The sequence below is a fragment of the Flavobacterium sp. AJR genome (genome assembly GCF_002156885.1).
Lineage (GTDB): Bacteria > Bacteroidota > Bacteroidia > Flavobacteriales > Flavobacteriaceae > Flavobacterium.
Window position 1 is genome coordinate 29,769 of sequence record NZ_NCWQ01000018.1, and the last position, 17,460, is coordinate 47,228.

At 33.3% G+C, this 17,460-nt stretch carries 16 protein-coding genes; 6 read left to right on the top strand and 10 right to left on the bottom strand.

The window, feature by feature from the left end:
- Position 1: 1 nt before the first annotated feature.
- Entirely contained in the window at positions 2 to 643 is a 642-nt protein-coding gene (locus B8T70_RS06390; protein WP_086894309.1) for an NAD(P)-dependent oxidoreductase, read from the bottom strand.
- A 55-nt stretch (positions 644 to 698) separates the two neighbouring features.
- Entirely contained in the window at positions 699 to 1,106 is a 408-nt protein-coding gene (locus B8T70_RS06395; protein WP_039111258.1) for an Rrf2 family transcriptional regulator, read from the bottom strand.
- Positions 1,107 to 1,221: 115 nt separating this feature from the next.
- On the opposite strand from B8T70_RS06395, the gene B8T70_RS06400 reads away from it, so the two are divergent.
- The 3 genes from B8T70_RS06400 to B8T70_RS06410 all read left to right on the top strand — a co-directional run bounded on the left by B8T70_RS06400 (position 1,222) and on the right by B8T70_RS06410 (position 4,121).
- A complete protein-coding gene (locus B8T70_RS06400) occupies positions 1,222 to 2,133 on the top strand; it encodes an AEC family transporter (protein WP_039111257.1) in 912 nt (303 codons plus the stop codon).
- Positions 2,134 to 2,165: 32 nt separating this feature from the next.
- A complete protein-coding gene (locus B8T70_RS06405; protein ID WP_086894310.1) occupies positions 2,166 to 3,383 on the top strand; it encodes an MFS transporter in 1,218 nt (405 codons plus the stop codon).
- Positions 3,384 to 3,482: 99 nt separating this feature from the next.
- Complete coding sequence (locus B8T70_RS06410; protein WP_086894311.1) at positions 3,483 to 4,121, top strand: peroxiredoxin; 639 nt, start codon at positions 3,483 to 3,485, stop codon at positions 4,119 to 4,121.
- Positions 4,122 to 4,175: 54 nt separating this feature from the next.
- Here B8T70_RS06410 and B8T70_RS06415 read toward each other — a convergent pair whose 3' ends face one another.
- The 4 genes from B8T70_RS06415 to B8T70_RS06430 all read right to left on the bottom strand — a co-directional run bounded on the left by B8T70_RS06415 (position 4,176) and on the right by B8T70_RS06430 (position 9,441).
- The gene (locus tag B8T70_RS06415; RefSeq protein ID WP_039111254.1) at positions 4,176 to 6,413 is read right to left on the bottom strand and encodes a cation:proton antiporter; all 2,238 of its coding nucleotides are present in this window, start codon (positions 6,411 to 6,413) and stop codon (positions 4,176 to 4,178) included.
- Positions 6,414 to 6,591: 178 nt separating this feature from the next.
- Positions 6,592 to 7,938 carry an adenylosuccinate lyase gene (purB, locus tag B8T70_RS06420; RefSeq protein WP_039111252.1) on the bottom strand — a complete coding sequence of 449 codons (1,347 nt, stop codon included), beginning with the start codon at positions 7,936 to 7,938 and terminating at the stop codon, positions 6,592 to 6,594.
- A 93-nt stretch (positions 7,939 to 8,031) separates the two neighbouring features.
- Entirely contained in the window at positions 8,032 to 8,724 is a 693-nt protein-coding gene (locus tag B8T70_RS06425) for a sterol desaturase family protein (RefSeq protein ID WP_086894312.1), read from the bottom strand.
- A gap of 18 nt (positions 8,725 to 8,742) precedes the next feature.
- Positions 8,743 to 9,441 (bottom strand): NAD-dependent deacylase, encoded by a 699-nt coding sequence (locus tag B8T70_RS06430; RefSeq protein WP_086894313.1) that lies wholly within the window; start codon positions 9,439 to 9,441, stop codon positions 8,743 to 8,745.
- 183 nt (positions 9,442 to 9,624) lie between these two features.
- Here B8T70_RS06430 and cysC point away from each other — a divergent pair, with 183 nt between their 5' ends.
- The 3 genes from cysC to B8T70_RS06445 all read left to right on the top strand — a co-directional run bounded on the left by cysC (position 9,625) and on the right by B8T70_RS06445 (position 12,000).
- Complete coding sequence (gene cysC, locus B8T70_RS06435) at positions 9,625 to 10,161, top strand: adenylyl-sulfate kinase (protein WP_086894314.1); 537 nt, start codon at positions 9,625 to 9,627, stop codon at positions 10,159 to 10,161.
- Positions 10,162 to 10,264: 103 nt separating this feature from the next.
- Positions 10,265 to 11,236, top strand: a complete 972-nt coding sequence (locus B8T70_RS06440; protein WP_086894316.1) for a sulfotransferase family protein — start codon at positions 10,265 to 10,267, stop codon at positions 11,234 to 11,236.
- A 101-nt stretch (positions 11,237 to 11,337) separates the two neighbouring features.
- On the top strand, positions 11,338 to 12,000 hold the full coding sequence (locus tag B8T70_RS06445) for an RNA methyltransferase (protein WP_039111246.1): 663 nt from the start codon (positions 11,338 to 11,340) through the stop codon (positions 11,998 to 12,000).
- A gap of 106 nt (positions 12,001 to 12,106) precedes the next feature.
- On the opposite strand, the gene secA is transcribed toward B8T70_RS06445, so the two are convergent.
- The 4 genes from secA to B8T70_RS06465 form a co-directional block, all read right to left on the bottom strand.
- Entirely contained in the window at positions 12,107 to 15,448 is a 3,342-nt protein-coding gene (gene secA / locus B8T70_RS06450) for a preprotein translocase subunit SecA (RefSeq protein WP_039111245.1), read from the bottom strand.
- A 91-nt stretch (positions 15,449 to 15,539) separates the two neighbouring features.
- Positions 15,540 to 15,761 (bottom strand): DUF2795 domain-containing protein, encoded by a 222-nt coding sequence (locus B8T70_RS06455; RefSeq protein ID WP_007138072.1) that lies wholly within the window; start codon positions 15,759 to 15,761, stop codon positions 15,540 to 15,542.
- A 304-nt stretch (positions 15,762 to 16,065) separates the two neighbouring features.
- Positions 16,066 to 16,635 (bottom strand): cob(I)yrinic acid a,c-diamide adenosyltransferase, encoded by a 570-nt coding sequence (locus tag B8T70_RS06460; protein WP_086894315.1) that lies wholly within the window; start codon positions 16,633 to 16,635, stop codon positions 16,066 to 16,068.
- Positions 16,636 to 16,723: 88 nt separating this feature from the next.
- On the bottom strand, positions 16,724 to 17,416 hold the full coding sequence (locus tag B8T70_RS06465) for an ABC transporter ATP-binding protein (protein WP_039111242.1): 693 nt from the start codon (positions 17,414 to 17,416) through the stop codon (positions 16,724 to 16,726).
- Positions 17,417 to 17,460: the final 44 nt, after the last annotated feature.

The window sequence follows — 17,460 nt, forward strand, 5'->3', positions numbered from 1 at the left end:
ATTAATACGCTGCAGTAAAACGAACCTGATGATGTTTTGGAGTTTCTGCTTCATCGGCAATTACTACTGCCAAATCTTCTACAGATAAAATACTTCTTTGGTTTTCATCAAAAACAGGATTGTCTAATCCTAAACGATATTTAGTAGTTCTTCCTGTTGTAATTCCGGGATGCATTTCAAAAGCTGGACTAAAAAATGCCCAATCCAAATCTTTTTCTTCTTTAAGTATATTCAAATAATCTCTTGCAGCTGATGCTCCTGCATGATATTCTTTTGGGAAATCTGGTGTATCTACAGCTTGCAAATTAGGAGCTACAAATAAGCTTCCTGCTCCACCAATCGTGATAAAACGTTTTATTCCCGATTGTTTTACGGCTTCCTGAATAGATTTTGAACCAGCTATAAAATCATCATAAAGATTAGGGTTTGTCCAGCCCGCATTATAAGCGCTAATTACAACATCGTTTCCTTTTAGTATAGTTGCTAATTCAGCTATGTTTAAGATATCTGCTTTTACCCAATTTACATTAGCAGAATCTTTTGGATTTCTTGCTATTGCAGTAATTTCATGATTGCGATTTGCTAATTCGTTTAAGATAGTTGAGCCTACAAAACCTGTAGCTCCGATAATTGCGATTTTCATAATATATAATTTAATTAGTAATAAAAAATGTTACAGTTTAGTGTAAAAAAATAGATTAGAACTGATTTGAAAAATTTTCTAACGTGATTGTGCTTAATTGCGCATTTATTTTCTCGTTGATATCAGCATATAATAAGTCTAGATTTTCGTTTATTTTTTTTCCAACAGGACAATCAGGATTAGGCTGATTCTTGGCGTAACCAAGATTTACGGTATCAAAAGTCATTTTAAAAATATCAAGTAAACTGATTTCTGATGCAGGTTTTAATAATCTTGTGCCTCCGTTTTTGCCTTCTTTACTTTCTACAATATGATTTTTTTTCAGGTTCGAAATTTCCTTTCGTACCAAAACAGGATTCAAATTTATACTACCCGCAATGTATTCCGATGATAAATAATCATTCGGGGATTTAGAGAGTAACGTAAGAATATGTGTTGTTATGGCAAACTTACCTGAAATCATACTGTAATAAAATATGTTACAAATTTATAGGTTTATATTGAACTGACAAAATAATTTACTTTAAAATTAAGCTATTTAAGAAGATTTTAAGTGCTATTTTTGTTTTTTTTCAAAGATGAGCAACTTTATTTTAATTTTCGTTTTTATTAGTGCGGGGCTTATATTGCAAAATATCAAGGGTTTCCCAGTGCATATCTACAAAACGTTAAACAAACTTGTAGTTTATTTATGTCTTCCAGCTTTGGCGTTGTATTTTATTCCAAAAATAAAATGGAGTACCGAATTGTTATTTCCTATCGGTGCGGCATGGATTGCTTTTATAGTTGCATTTCTTCTTTTTTCTATATTAGGTAAAAAGTATGGTTGGTCAAATAAGTTGATAGGATGCTTGATTCTCACCGCGGGATTAAGTAATACCTCATTTCTTGGTTTTCCTATAATAGAGGCTTTATATGGGAAATCAGGGTTGGAAACCGCAATTTTGGTAGATCAGCCAGGATCATTCGTGGTAATTTCGACATTGGGTGTTTTTGTTGCGGCATTTTATTCTAAAGGAAGCCCTAATTCACTCGCAATTGCAAAGAAGATATTGACTTTTCCACCTTTTATCACCTTTGTTATAGCCTGTCTTATGAACGTTTTTAATTATGATTTTGATGAAAACCTCCAGATTGGATTTCAAAAGTTAGGCAGTTTGGTTACGCCGCTTGCATTACTTTCTGTTGGGTTGCAACTTCGTTTTGAAAAGAATAGTAAACATTGGAAGTTTTTAACCTTAGGATTAGTTTTTAAACTCATTATCACACCACTATTATTTTTGGTATTGTACGTTTTTATCCTAAAACAAAATTCCTCAGTAATTAAAGTCACAATTATGGAAATGGCTATGGCACCTATGATTACAGGAAGTATTTTGGCTTCAACCTACGGTTTAAAACCCCGCTTAAGTAGTATGATGATTGGTTTTGGAATCCCAATTTCGTTCATCACGCTTATTGTTTGGTATTTTATTATGAGTTTTATTTAGTTTATATATTAATTTTTTAGTTCAAATTTATTATGAGTTCCTCTAGTAATTCAGCTACAATCGATGGTTCGGTTTTGGTTCAAAAAACAGTTTATTCCGTATTATTTTCAATAGCATTTGCTCATTTACTTAATGATTTAATGCAAGCAGTAATCCCTGCTACATATCCTATTTTAAAGGATAACTTCAATTTAAATTTTACCCAGGTCGGATTAATTACATTTGTTTTTCAGCTTACAGCATCTTTACTGCAACCTTTTATTGGTTTTTATACGGATAAAAAACCTATGCCATATTCATTAGTATTTGGTATGATATTTACTATTTCAGGATTATGCCTGTTATCTGTATCCAATGCATTCTGGATGTTGTTGGTGGCAGTTGGTTTAGTTGGTGTTGGCTCGTCTATATTTCATCCAGAAGCTTCGAGAGTTGCTTTTTTAGGTTCAGGAGGAAAACGAGGTTTGGCGCAGTCTATTTTTCAATTAGGAGGAAATGCTGGTAGTGCGATAGGACCATTATTAGTAGCTTTGGTAGTTGCTCCTTATGGGCAATCACACGTAGTTTGGTTTGTTATTGCAGGGATATTAGGTATTATCATTTTATCAAGAATTGCTGTTTGGTATGAAAATCATATGAGCTTGCGAGCTGCCAAAAAAATAGGTGCAGAAGAGACTACGGTTCCTTTATCTAATAAAAAAATCACTATTTCGATTATCGTCTTGCTATTTCTTATTTTTTCGAAGTTTTTCTATATGGCAAGTATGTCTAGTTATTTTACTTTCTATTTAATAGACAAATTCGGAATGAGTATTCAGGATTCACAATTTTATTTATTCGTTTTCTTAGCTTCAGTAGCAGCTGGAACATTAATTGGAGGGCCATTAGGCGACCGTTTTGGGCGAAAATATATTATCTGGATCTCAATACTAGGAGCAGCACCATTTACTTTGTTGTTGCCTTATGCTAACTTGTTTTGGACAGGAGTGCTGGCTGTAATAATTGGAGTTGTAATTGCTTCTGCATTTTCGGCTATTTTAGTTTTTGCGCAAGAATTAAAACCAAGTAAAGTAGGGATGATATCTGGATTGTTCTTTGGGTTTGCTTTTGGAATGGGAGGATTAGGTTCGGCAATTTTAGGATATGTTGCAGATCAAACAACGATTGAATATGTTTTTAAAATAAGTTCATACTTACCTTTAATCGGAGTTCTTACTTATTTCTTGCCAAATATCAAAAAGAAAGCATAATCCTATCAAGTCTATCAACTTTATGATTTTTTTATAAGGGTCGATGTTTTCCTTGTACTTTTTTTACTTATTTTTAAATAAAATTTTAAATAAATACTCATGGCAACACTACGATTAGGAGATATAGCTCCAGATTTTGAAGCAGATACAACTCAAGGCCCAATAAAATTTCATGAATGGTTGGGAGATTCTTGGGGGGTGTTATTTTCTCACCCCTCAGATTTTACACCTGTTTGTACAACGGAGTTAGGAACTGTGGCTAACTATTACCCAGAATTTGTAAAAAGAAATACTAAAGTTATCGCTCTAAGTGTAGATGGTTTAGCCTCGCATCTAGAATGGATTAAAGATATTAACGAGACTCAAAATACTACTGTAAATTATCCTATTATTGCCGACGAAGATAAAAAAGTGGCAAATTTATATGATATGTTACACCCAAATGCAAGTGATAAATTTACGGTACGTTCAGTTTTTATTATCGGAAATGATAAAAAAATAAAACTAACATTGACTTATCCAGCATCTACAGGAAGAAATTTTGATGAATTGCTTCGTGTTATTGATAGTTTGCAATTAACAGCAAATTATAGTGTGGCAACCCCAGCAAACTGGAAAGATGGTGATGATGTTGTAATATCTCCATCGATTCCTGATAGCGATATCGCAGCTAAGTTTCCTAAAGGATATAATCCTATAAAACCATATTTAAGAATGACTCCTCAGCCTAATAAATAGGTTTAGCTATTAAATAAAAAAAGGTATAATGAAAATTATACCTTTTTTTGTGTGTTATACTTTTTTTACGAATTGCTTCATTCGTTTTTTGTCTCCAACGACCCAAATAATATCGTCCTTTTCTAAAATTAATTGAGACTCTGGATTTAGGATTCGTTTTCCGTTTCTTTCAATTCCTACTACCAAGGCATTTGTTTTATGTCTAAATTCACTAATGCTTTTCTTGATAAACTCGTTATCAGAAAGTTCTAGTTGGTTTAAAACAATCTCCGATTCTTCGGTAGTTTTAGGAGCTTCAATTTCGTTTTTATTCAGATAATTGGTAAACTCACTAACCTGTGCATCAGTACCAATAACGCATATTTCATCACCAGGAAACAAACGTTCGTTTTTGGTTGGAATTTGTATTGTAATATCACCACGTCTTATAAAAGCGATATTGATTCCCATTTCTTCTCTAATTTTTAATTCTTCAAGAGTTTTACCTGCAAGATTAGATTCTTTGGCAATCTCAAATATAGACATATGCCCATCCCAAGGAGTTAAGTTGGCATACTTTCTATCTATTTTAGTTGTTTCACGATCATTAAGGTTTTTAAGGAAGTGGTTCTCTATTCTGTGATATTGTTCGTTTAGTTTTTTAGGGAAAAATTGATAAGCGGCAACCGCAATAACTAAGGCAACAAAAGCTACCAAAGGAGAGAAGAAGATGTTTAATAGGAATCCTACATAAAACAATCCTAACCCGATGCGTATTAATATCATCATCATAATCGGACCACGATATTTTCTTTCTTCCCATAAAAGCTCAACCTCTTTTACAGCAACTCGTCTTAATGAAAGTGCCCATAAAAACGGAGCAATCACGATAAGCGTAATAAGCGCAGCGATTGTATTTCCAAATCTAGTGTCCTCTACTAATGGAGCAACAAACTTAGAAGACAATAATATAACCGCAGTTATAATAATAGTGTGTATTACAATCTGAGTTATATAAGAGCGTAACACAATTTGCCATGTGCTTACAGATTTTATGGCTTGGGTATTAAGACTGTAACGATTAATGTTTTTAATCCATTTGCGAGGTAATTTCTGTTCTAAGTACTCAGAGAATGGCCCTGCAAATTTCACCATAAATGGGGTTGTAAATGTAGTTACAGCCGATACTGCAACAACTATAGGATATAAAAAAGCACTCGTTACATTAAGTGACATTCCCAGCGTAGCTATAATAAAGGAGAATTCCCCGATTTGAGATAAACTCATCCCGGTTTGCACCGATTGTTTTAAGGGTTGTCCAGAGAGCAAAGCTCCAATTGTAGAGCTTATCGATTGACCAAAAATGGTAACAAGAGTTAAAATTGCTACAGGAATAGCATGTGTGATAAGCATCTCAGGATTAATCAACATTCCAACCGATACAAAGAAAATAGCACCAAATAAATCTTTAACAGGTTTTACTAAATGTTCAATATGTTCCGCTTGTGTAGTTTCGGCAATAATAGATCCCATGATAAAGGCACCCAAAGCAGGAGAAAAACCAACATTTGAAGCTAAGATTACCATCATTAAACACAAAGCAAGTGAAATGATAAGTAACATTTCGTCGGTTAATAAATGCTTGGCTTTTTTTAATAAAGTAGGGATAAAGAAGATTCCTCCAACGAACCATGCGGTAAGGAAAAATACTAATTTTAATACCGAAAGTAATAACGCACTTCCAGAAAATTGCTGACTTACTGCAATAGTCGATAGTAAAACCATCATTAAAATCGCAATAATATCTTGTACAATTAGAGAGCCAATTACTATGCCGGCAAACTTTTGCGCCTTAACGCCCAATTCATCAAACGTTTTGAGGATAATGGTGGTAGAGGAAATTGATAAAATTACACCCAGAAAGATACTATCCATTTGGGACCAATCCATCCATCGGCCGACCAGATAACCTACGGCGACCATTGTTATAATTTGTGTAATTGCAGTTATGGAGGCGGTTCCGCCGACTTTCATTAATTTTTTAAAGCTAAATTCGAGACCTAAGCTAAAAAGTAAAATAATCACACCAATTTCGGCCCAAACTTCTACGCTTTTATTATCGGTTACAGAAGGAAAAAATTCAATATGATTTCCTGCTAAGAATCCTGCGATTAAGTAGCCCAAAACCAAAGGCTGTTTTAATTTTTTAAAGATTAGCACAGCTATTCCAGCTGTCATTAGGATTAATCCTAAGTCGCTAATTAATGGTTCTAAATGTTGAGCGGCATGTGTTACAGTCTCATTTGGACTCATAGGCGTATACTTTTTTGTATTTATTTTTGAATTGTTGTAAGATATAAAAAAATAAAAAAAAATGAAAGTAATGCGATTCCTTAATGTGAAATTTAAGATAATATTATAATAATAAAATCCCGTTATTTATAGTAAATGTACTTATAAATAACGGGATTTTTATCTGAAAACCAACTTTTTAGATACCTAAAAAGTTGCTTGGAGTAATCTTCATTAGCTCAGCCTTGATTTCTTCAGAAACATCTAGCGTTGCAATAAAACTATGAATAGCATTTTTATCAATTGCCTCGTTCGTTCTTGTTAAACCTTTTAAAGCTTCGTAAGGATTTGGATATGCTTCACGACGTAAAATTGTTTGGATTGCTTCAGCAACAACCGCCCAGTTTTTCTCTAAATCTTCATGGAACTTAGATTCGTTTAAAAGTAATTTATTCAATCCTTTTAATGTCGCTTCAAAAGCAATAATAGTATGTCCTATAGGAACTCCAACGTTTCTTAAAACAGTACTATCTGTTAAATCACGTTGTAATCTAGAAATTGGTAATTTAGCCGAAAGGTGTTCGAATATTGCATTTGCAATTCCTAAATTTCCTTCAGAATTTTCAAAATCAATTGGGTTAACTTTATGTGGCATAGCTGATGAACCAATTTCTCCTGCTTTGATTTTTTGTTTGAAATATTCCATTGAAACGTACGTCCAAATATCTCTGTCTAAATCAATGATTATATTGTTGATTCTTTTTAAAGCATCAAAAAATGCTGCAAAATGATCGTAATGTTCTATTTGAGTAGTAGGAAAAGAGTGGTGTAATCCAAGAATGTTTTCTACAAAATTACCACCGAATTTTTTCCAGTCAATTTGTGGGTAAGCAACATGGTGAGCATTGTAATTTCCTGTTGCTCCACCAAATTTTGCAGCAAACGGGATATTAAATAACAAACGCATTTGTTCCTCGATACGTTCTACAAAAACACCAATTTCTTTACCCAAACGAGTAGGAGAGGCTGGTTGTCCGTGAGTACGTGCAAGCATCGGGATGTCTTTCCATTCTACGCTTAAATCTTTTAGTTTAGATGTAAGTGTAATTAATGATGGCATATATACTCTCTCAAAAGCTTCTTTTGTAGAAAGTGGAATAGCTGTATTGTTGATATCTTGAGAAGTCAACCCAAAGTGGATGAATTCTTTATATTCTGATAAACCTAGTTTCTCGAAAGCATCTTTGATAAAATACTCAACCGCTTTTACATCGTGGTTGGTTACTTTTTCAGTTTCTTTAATCCAAAGAGCATCTTCGGTAGAGAAATTTTTATAAATGTTACGTAAACTCTCAAAAAGGTCTGAATTTACGGTTGCAAGCTGTGGCAATGGCACTTCGCATAAAGCAATAAAGTATTCAACTTCAATCAATACCCGGTATTTAATTAGCGCTTCTTCAGAAAAAAATGGAGCTAATGAAAGGGTTTTGTTTCTATATCTTCCGTCAATTGGCGATATGGCATTCAATTCGTTTAAAGTAGTCATTGTTGTGTTGTTAATTTTGAAAGATGCAAATGTAAGTTATTGTTAAAACTTCTGAAAGTTAGTTGCAAGTTATTATAGTTAAACATTACAATTTTAAATGATTGTTTTAAAAATTTTGTCCCAAATAGTAAAATAAAAGCCAAAATTATGGGATTCGTTTTTATGATGGTTCGAATGAAATTGTGTGGTCGAAATCCATTTTGTGAAAACATTCTTATTCCAGAAATTCGGAAAAATATCATTATTTAAATGACCTAATATTCCATAAGATAAATTCAGGATTAAATACACTATAATACTAATGTAATTAAACTCTAATACTGAAATTATAATAAGCCATATAGCACCAAAACCCAAAGTTTCGATAGGGTTAAGAACAAATAAACTGTACACATTTGTGTCAATATGAGTGTGATGTAGCTTATGGATAGGGTGAAACCAAGTTAATTTGTGGGCCAAAAAATGAAAGCAAAACATAAAGAAATCCATCAGGAAAATCAATAACAGCGTATCCAGTACAATTGTGAAAAACGAAACAGAAAAATCTATTCTAATAATTTGATATTGATATAATTTATAGCCTATTAAAGTTACTAACGTATTACATAATAAGGTGCTAATAACCCATTTTATATCTGATTTTTTAATTTTTGTGGCTTCTCTGTCAATTAATTTCCCAATAAGAATAGCTAAAAGCATAAGTAATAAATTTTCGATAAGAAAAAATATTGTTACCGTAAATAGATTATAATAAGACAGTAGCTCAAGCCATTTCTGTACAATCATTTTATAGTTTTCTTTTTATTATTTTGTAGTTATTTCGGCTAGTTTTGTTTTTAATATTTCCATTCCTTTAGAAGCCACTTCAGGAATGACTTCAATTTTATTTCTCAGATTCGGAATTTTAATAGGTTTCGGATCAATATAAAAAAGTGGAGCGCTAGCAGGAGTATAAGAAATTAATCCTGCTGCTGGATATACTTGCAACGAAGTTCCTATTACGGCAAAATAATCGGCTTGTTCAGCAATATCTATTGCTTCTTCTAATGCGGGAACCTCTTCGCCAAACCAAACAATATGAGGGCGTAGTTGATTTCCGTTTTCATCCAAGTGATTCATGAATAAATCATCATTCCAGTCTAAAATGTAGTTTGGGTTTTGAGAACTACGCACTTTTAGTAATTCGCCATGCAAATGTAAAACCTTAGTGCTTCCGGCACGTTCGTGTAAATCATCAACATTTTGAGTTATAATATATACATCAAAATCTTTTTCTAATTCAGCTAAAATCTGGTGTCCTAAATTAGGAGTCACTTCTTTGAGTTGTTTACGTCTTTGATTATAAAAATCAAGAACCAATTCAGGGTTTTTGTACCAGCCTTCGGGTGTAGCTACTTCCATTACATCATGTCCTTCCCAAAGACCATCGCTGTCGCGAAAAGTTTTTATTCCGCTTTCGGCACTAATTCCTGCACCAGTTAAAACTACCAGTTTCTTTTTCATTTTGATTTATTTCTAAAAAAATAAAAATAGTCAATTTTAGCTTAAAAACTAGCTTTGAATACTTGTTAAAATGATTTTATTAAAGTGAGTCTTTTTTAGTATTTTTACAAGTAACAATAACCAAGATAGGGATTTAGGTTACTGCTGTTTTGTGGACGAAAGTTTAAATAATGATAATTTTAGATGATATTAATACAATTTACAGGTTTGTCGGGTTCAGGCAAAACCACATTGGCAGAAAACGTTGGACAATTATTATTGAAAAAGGGCTACAAAGTCGAAATAATTGACGGTGATGTTTATCGAAAAAGCCTTTGCAAAGACTTAGGATTTTCTAAAGACGACAGATGCGAAAATGTCCGTCGGTTGTTTAGTGTCGGGCAGGATTTTGTTAAATCAGAAATTATCGTTTTAATGTCGGTAATAAACCCTTACGAAGATTTAAGAAATGAAATTGGTCAGTATGAGTTTGTAAAAACAGTATTCCTAAATTGTTCGATTGATAATCTGATTAAACGAGATCCAAAAGGATTGTATAAAAAAGCATTATTGCCAGATAATGATAGTAATAAAATCAGCAATTTTACAGGAATAAGCGATGTTTTTGAAACTCCTTTGAAAGCAGATTTGACGCTTAAAACGGACTCTGAATCGGTATCAGTTTCTACCGATAAGCTTTATTATTTTATAATAGAAAATATACCTAATGCCACTATTTAAGTATTACTCATTTTTCTATCAGGTTGTTATGTAGATTGTTTTTTGTAAAATGTATATATTTACGTTGCAATACTTTGGAAACTTAATAATAGATTTTATAAAAATGGAAAACGCAGATCATCCCCTTTTAAATTGGATTCCCTATAAATTAGTCGAAACAGATAATGATGTATATTTTGAATGGATTTATCTGGGAGATAAAAGGTATGTAGATCCTTTTTTTGAAGAAACCATTATAAAATGTAAAGTTCATTATAACAATTCAACAAGGTATAAAGTGGTGAGTAGTGCCGAAAATCTTATTGAATGGTCTGCAGGATTAGCCACAACAGAGTTAAAATCATTATTGTTTCATGTTTCCCGCTGTGGTTCTACAATGATGAGTCAGTCTTTATCTGTTTCTCCACAAAATATTGTAATTTCTGAAGCACCAATTATTGATCAAATCCTAAGAAACAATCTTTTTGATTTTGATAAAAAAAGAGCTCTTATTAAAGCGGTAATTTCTTTATTGGGACAAAAACGTTTTCCTGAAGAAAAGAATTTAATTGTAAAATTAGATTCCTGGCACATATTCGAAGTTAATCAGTTGCGATTAATTTTTCCAGAATTACCTTTTGTATTGCTTTACAGAAACCCAACAGAAGTATTAAAATCTCATGCACAATTAAAGGGAATGCATATGGTACCTAATTTGTTGCCATTGTCTATTTTTGGAATTAGCGCTCAAGAGATTGAGGAAATTTCTTTTCATCAGTATGGAGCAGTTGTTCTGGAGAAATATTTTCAGGCGTACCTTGATTTTTATGCAACAGACAAAAATGTTTCGATGTATAATTATAAAGAAGGAATGAAATCTATTCTAGAAAGGTTTTTGTCTTTTATTGATGCAGATTATTTTATTGAAGAGATTGATTTAATGTGCGAACGTTTAAATAGGCATTCTAAAAATGGAAATGTTGATTTTAAAGGTGATTCCTATGTAAATGATACTTTGGCAATCGATTTTACCAAGGCTAATGTCTTGTATGAAAAATTAGACGAGAGTTTAGTAGAACTAGCTCATAAAAATTAGATTATTTTTAAATCTTTCGATAGATAAGATTTTAAAGCTAACTGTTTTTCATAGCCTTAATTGTGCTCTTTTTTAGTATTTTTGCCACAAATACTACTGAAATGATTAATATAGATTACCTCAATTTTCTTGAAAATATCCTAACCGAAAATCGAAAAAATAAATTTTTAAAAGTTCTCGAAAACCGTACTAAGCATTTTACTGTTGTTGTCGAAGATATTTTTCAGATGCATAATACAAGTGCTGTAATGCGTAGTTGTGAAGTTTTTGGAATCCAGGAGCTTAATGTTATCGAGCAACGTTATGGTAAAAGAATCGATAAGGAAATAGCGATGGGAGCTCAAAAATGGGTTGATATTAATACATTTGATAGTATTACCAATTGTGTAGATACATTAAAAAGCAAAGGATATCAAATTATTGCTACCACACCTCATGAAAATGATTGTTTGCTGGAAGATTTTGATGTTACAAAACCTAGTGCTTTGTTTTTTGGTACAGAAAGAGATGGCTTATCTGAGGAGATTTTGCGAAAAGCAGATGGATTTCTTAAAATTCCGATGGTAGGTTTTACAGAAAGCCTGAATATCTCAGTTTCGGCAGCGATAATTATTCAGAATCTAACAAACAGATTGCGAAATACAGATATCGATTGGCATTTATCGGATGATGAAATCCTGGAGAAACGTTTGGCTTGGGCCAAAAACTCAATTAAAGATATCAAGCGCATCGAAGCCCGATATTTTGAAGAGAATCCTGAATAAAAAATCCCCCAATTAATTAGTATAATTGGGGGATTTTTTTTGAGTTTTCAGTTTCAGTTTTCAGTCTCAAAATGTTAATTGAGACTGAATATACTGAGACTCTAGATTATTTAACGATAACCCATTCGCCTGAAGCGATTAAGCTTTCTGCTTTTTTAAATTTCATCGTTTCAACTGTTCCAGTAGCAACTTGTTGTACTGTAACGTTATCATTACGATTTATTTTAGGCATATCCCTAGTAATAGTTTCTGTAACTTGACGTTGCTGAGTTTCTCCAGCTTCGCGGTTGATATCTTCACTATTTTCGATTTCGTCTTTACTTAATTTATAATTTTCTTTCTGACGAACTTCTCTTGCTTCATGAATTTCCGGAACGTTTTGAGCTGGTAAATCACCTTTAAATAAGAATGAAATTACTTCTCTGTTTACGTTATCTAGCATTGCACGGAATAAATTAAAAGCTTCTAATTTATAGATAAGCAATGGATCTTTTTGCTCGTGAACGGCTAATTGAACAGATTGTTTCAATTCGTCCATTTTACGTAAGTGTTTTTTCCAAGCTTCGTCAACGATAGATAAAGTGATGTTTTTCTCGAAATCAGCAATTAGTTGAGCACCTTCAGTTTCGTATGCTTTTTTAAGATCAGTAACAACATTTAATGTTTTGATACCATCTGTAAACGGAACTACGATACGCTCAAATTGATTGTTTTTCTCTTCATAAACTCCTTTAATGATAGGGAAAGCTTCTCTAGCACTACGTTCTGTTTTCTCTGTATAGAATGATAAAGCTTCTTTGTATACTTTTCCTGTGATTTCAATATCTGATAATTTGTTGAAATCTGCATCAGAAATTGGAGAAGTGATTCCGAAATAACGAATCAAATCAAACTCAAAAGTTTTGAAATCATTTGTTACTTTATTGTTGCTTACGATTAATTCGCAAGTATCGTAAAGCATGTTTGCGATATCTAGTTTTAAACGCTCTCCAAACAATGCGTGACGACGACGTTTGTAAACTACTTCACGTTGTGAGTTCATAACGTCATCATATTCTAATAAACGCTTACGAACACCAAAGTTGTTTTCTTCTACTTTTTTCTGAGCACGCTCGATAGATTTAGTCATCATAGAATGCTGAATAACTTCACCTTCTTGTAATCCCATTCTATCCATTACTTTGGCAACTCTTTCAGAACCAAATAAACGCATTAAGTTATCTTCTAGAGAAACATAGAATTGAGAACTTCCTGGGTCACCCTGACGACCAGCACGACCACGTAACTGTCTGTCTACGCGACGAGAATCATGACGTTCTGTACCAACGATTGCTAAACCTCCGGCAGCTTTAACCTCTGGAGATAATTTAATATCGGTACCACGACCAGCCATATTGGTTGCAATGGTTACTACTCCAGGTTTTCCTGCTTCTTCTACGATTTGTGCCTCCTGCTTGTGCATTTTAGCATTCAATACATTGTGTGTAACACCTCTCATTTTAAGCATACGGCTTAATAACTCAGAGATTTCTACAGATGTTGTTCCAATTAAAACTGGTCTTCCAGCTTTAGATAATTCAGTTACATCTTCGATTACAGCATTGAATTTTTCACGTGTAGTTTTGTAAATGTAATCTTCTTTGTCTATTCTTGACATTGGACGATTCGTAGGAATCTCAACTACATCTAATTTATATATTTGCCATAACTCACCAGCTTCTGTTACTGCAGTACCCGTCATACCGCCTAATTTGCTGTACATTCTAAAGTAGTTCTGTAAAGTAACAGTTGCAAAAGTTTGAGTTGCAGCTTCGATTTTTACATTTTCTTTAGCCTCTATCGCTTGGTGTAATCCGTCAGAATAACGTCGACCATCCATGATACGACCTGTTTGCTCATCAACAATCATAATTTTGTTGTCCATGATAACGTATTCTACATCTTTTTCAAAAAGTGCATACGCTTTTAACAGTTGAGTTAAAGTGTGGATACGCTCGCTTTTTACACCAAAATCCTGGAATAATCTTTCTTTGGCTTCAGCTTCAGCGTCTTTATCTAATTTTTGTTTTTCAATTGCAGCGATTTCAGTTCCGATATCTGGTAATACGAAAAAGTCTGCATCTGTATCTCCTGAAAGGAATTTGATCCCGTTATCAGTTAATTCAACTTGATTGTTTTTTTCTTCAATTACGAAGTATAAAGCCTCATCAACTTTATGCATTTCACGGTTGTTGTCCTGCATGTATTGATTTTCGGTTTTCTGAAGTAATTGTTTAATTCCTTCTTCACTCAAAAATTTAATTAAAGCTTTATTTCTAGGTAAACTTCTGTAAGCTCTTAATAATAAGAAACCACCATCTTTAGTGTTTCCTTCTTTTATTAATTTTTTAGCTTCAGCTAAGAATCCATTTGCCAATTGACGTTGTAAACTTACTAAGTTTTCAATTTTTGGCTTCAATTCATTAAATTCATGACGGTCTCCTTGAGGAACTGGACCAGAAATGATAAGTGGTGTTCTTGCATCATCAATTAATACAGAATCGACCTCATCGACAATTGCATAATTGTGTTTTCTTTGTACCAAGTCATTTGGCGAATGCGCCATATTATCTCTTAGGTAGTCAAATCCGAATTCGTTATTTGTTCCGTAAGTAATGTCTGCATCATACGCTTTCTTTCTTTGTTCTGTACTTGGTTGGTGGTTATCGATACAATCAACAGTTAAACCGTGAAATTCGAATAAAGGCGCTTTCCATGTACTATCACGTTTTGCAAGGTAATCATTCACCGTTACTAAGTGAACTCCGTTTCCTGTCAAAGCATTTAAGTAAAGCGGAAGTGTAGCAACTAATGTTTTACCTTCACCTGTTTGCATTTCGGCAACTTTACCTTCGTGCAATACCATACCACCAATTAACTGAACATCATAATGAATCATGTCCCATGTAATTTCTTTACCAGCAGCATTCCATTTGTTAGCCCAAGTAGCTTTATCACCTTCAATAGTAACATAAGTTTTTGAACCTGAAAATTCGCGGTCTTTTGGAGTTGCAGTAACCTCGATAAAAGAATTGTCTTTAAAACGACGTGCTGTTTCTTTTACTACAGAAAACGCTTCTGGAAGAATTTCCAATAATGTTTTCTCTGAGATTTCGTAAGCTTCTTTTTCTAAAGTATCTATAGCTTCGTAAATGTCTTCTCTTTTGTCGATATCTTCAATGCTTTCTACTTCTGTTTTTAGAGAAGCGATTTTAGCATCTTTTTCGGCTCTTGCGTCCTTTATCTTTTGTTTAAAAAATACGGTCCTGGCTCTTAGCTCGTCATGAGACAAAGCGATAAGGCTAGTTTCGAAAGTTTTAATTTTGTTTAAATAAGGTTGTAAAGCTTTGACATCTTTTTGTGATTTATCACCTACAAAGACTTTAATAATACTGTTAATGAAACTCATGATCTGTTGGTATTTCTATAATTTATCTAAATGTGTAAATTTAAACAAAAAAAAAGCCTCTTTTTTGAGACTTTTTCTTTGGGGTTACTTTTTAATATTCATCCTCGTTCCAAAGATAATCTTCGTCTGTTGGATAATCCGGCCATATTTCTTCCATTGATTCATATATCTCACCCTCGTCTTCAATTGACTGCAGGTTTTCTACTACTTCTAATGGAGCTCCTGCTCTAATAGCGTAGTCTATAAGTTCGTCTTTGTTAGCAGGCCACGGTGCATCACTTAAATATGATGCTAATTCTAATGTCCAATACATGTTTTGTCAATTTAGTTTGTGCAAAAATAATTTTTTTACTGAGAAAGACAAGTAAAAAACGATTTATTTTAGTAAAATTTAAGAACGTCTCTTGTTATAATCCAATATTTAAATTCCAAATCCCAAAAAGGGAAGGTAAAATCGCAATATTTTGAATTTTTAAACCCCAAAAATTAAATTAAAAATTCCAAAAGGAATCTAAAATTTCCAATATTTTGGAACTTTGTATATGATTTAAATTCGCATAATTTTTAAATTATTTCTTTGGAATTTGGGATTTTAAAAAATTGGAATTTAAGAAAGTTTACTTTCTCGGAATCCATTTCACTTCATCCGCTTTTAAGTCAGAAGACAACTTTCGTGCCAAGACAAAAAGGTAGTCAGAAAGTCGGTTTAAGTACTGTATTGCTATTTCCGGAACAGTCTCATTATGACTTAAATGTACTGCCAATCGTTCGGCACGACGACAAACGCAACGCGCGATGTGACAATATGACACGGTTTGATGTCCGCCTGGTAAAACAAAGTGGGTCATTTGCGGAAGCGATTCTTCCATGGTATCGATTTCATTTTCAAGTAATTCGATATCCGAAGGTACAATGCCAAGATTTTTAAGACGTAATTCTCCGTTTTTTAGTACTTCTTTTTCTACCGGAGTGGCTAGAATTGCTCCAACGGTAAATAAGCGGTCTTGAATTTCGATTAAAATGTTCTTATAATGCACATTCATTTCCTGATCACGTATGAGACCTATATAAGAGTTAAGTTCATCAACGGTTCCGTAACTGTCAATACGGATATGGTCTTTAGGAACGCGGGTTCCGCCAAAAAGTGCGGTAGTTCCTTTGTCTCCTGTTTTTGTATATACTTTCATTATTTTTAGGTGCTGAGTTTCTAAGATTCTGAGATACTAAGTTTTTACTTTTTATTCGATTAAACAATTAACCAAATAAACAGTTAAACTATTTTTTAATAGTAGCGTCGCTTTCAACAACACCATCGCGCAAACGAATGATGCGGTGTGCGTAGGCAGCAATATCCTCTTCGTGGGTAACCAGAATTACAGTATTTCCTTGTGCATGAATATCATCAAAAAGTTTCATGATTTCTACAGAGGTTTTACTATCTAAATTTCCGGTTGGTTCATCGGCAAGAATGATAGATGGTTTGTTAACCAATGCTCTTGCAATTGCTACACGTTGTCGTTGTCCTCCCGAAAGCTGATTCGGCTGATGGTCCATTCTATCGGCAAGATTTACTTGTTTTAATACTTGGGTAGCGCGAACAACTCGTTCGGATTTTGAGTAGCCAGCATAAATCATAGGTAAGGCAACATTGTCTAGTGCGGTAGTTCTTGGTAAAAGGTTGAAAGTTTGGAAAACAAATCCAATTTCTTTATTTCTAATTTCTGCCAATTCATCATCTTTCATCTGGCTTACATCTTTTCCGTTAAGGATATAAGTTCCAGAAGTCGGAGTGTCTAAACATCCCAATAAGTTCATTAATGTTGATTTTCCTGAACCCGACGGTCCCATTAAAGCAACATATTCCCCTTTATTTATTTCTAAATCAATTCCTTTTAAGACATAAACAATTTCGTTTCCAAGTACAAAATTTCGTTTAATATTAGTGATTTTAATTAATGGATTTGCCATTGGAGTTTATGATTGTTGTCCCGAAGTTTCGGGATAATTTTTAG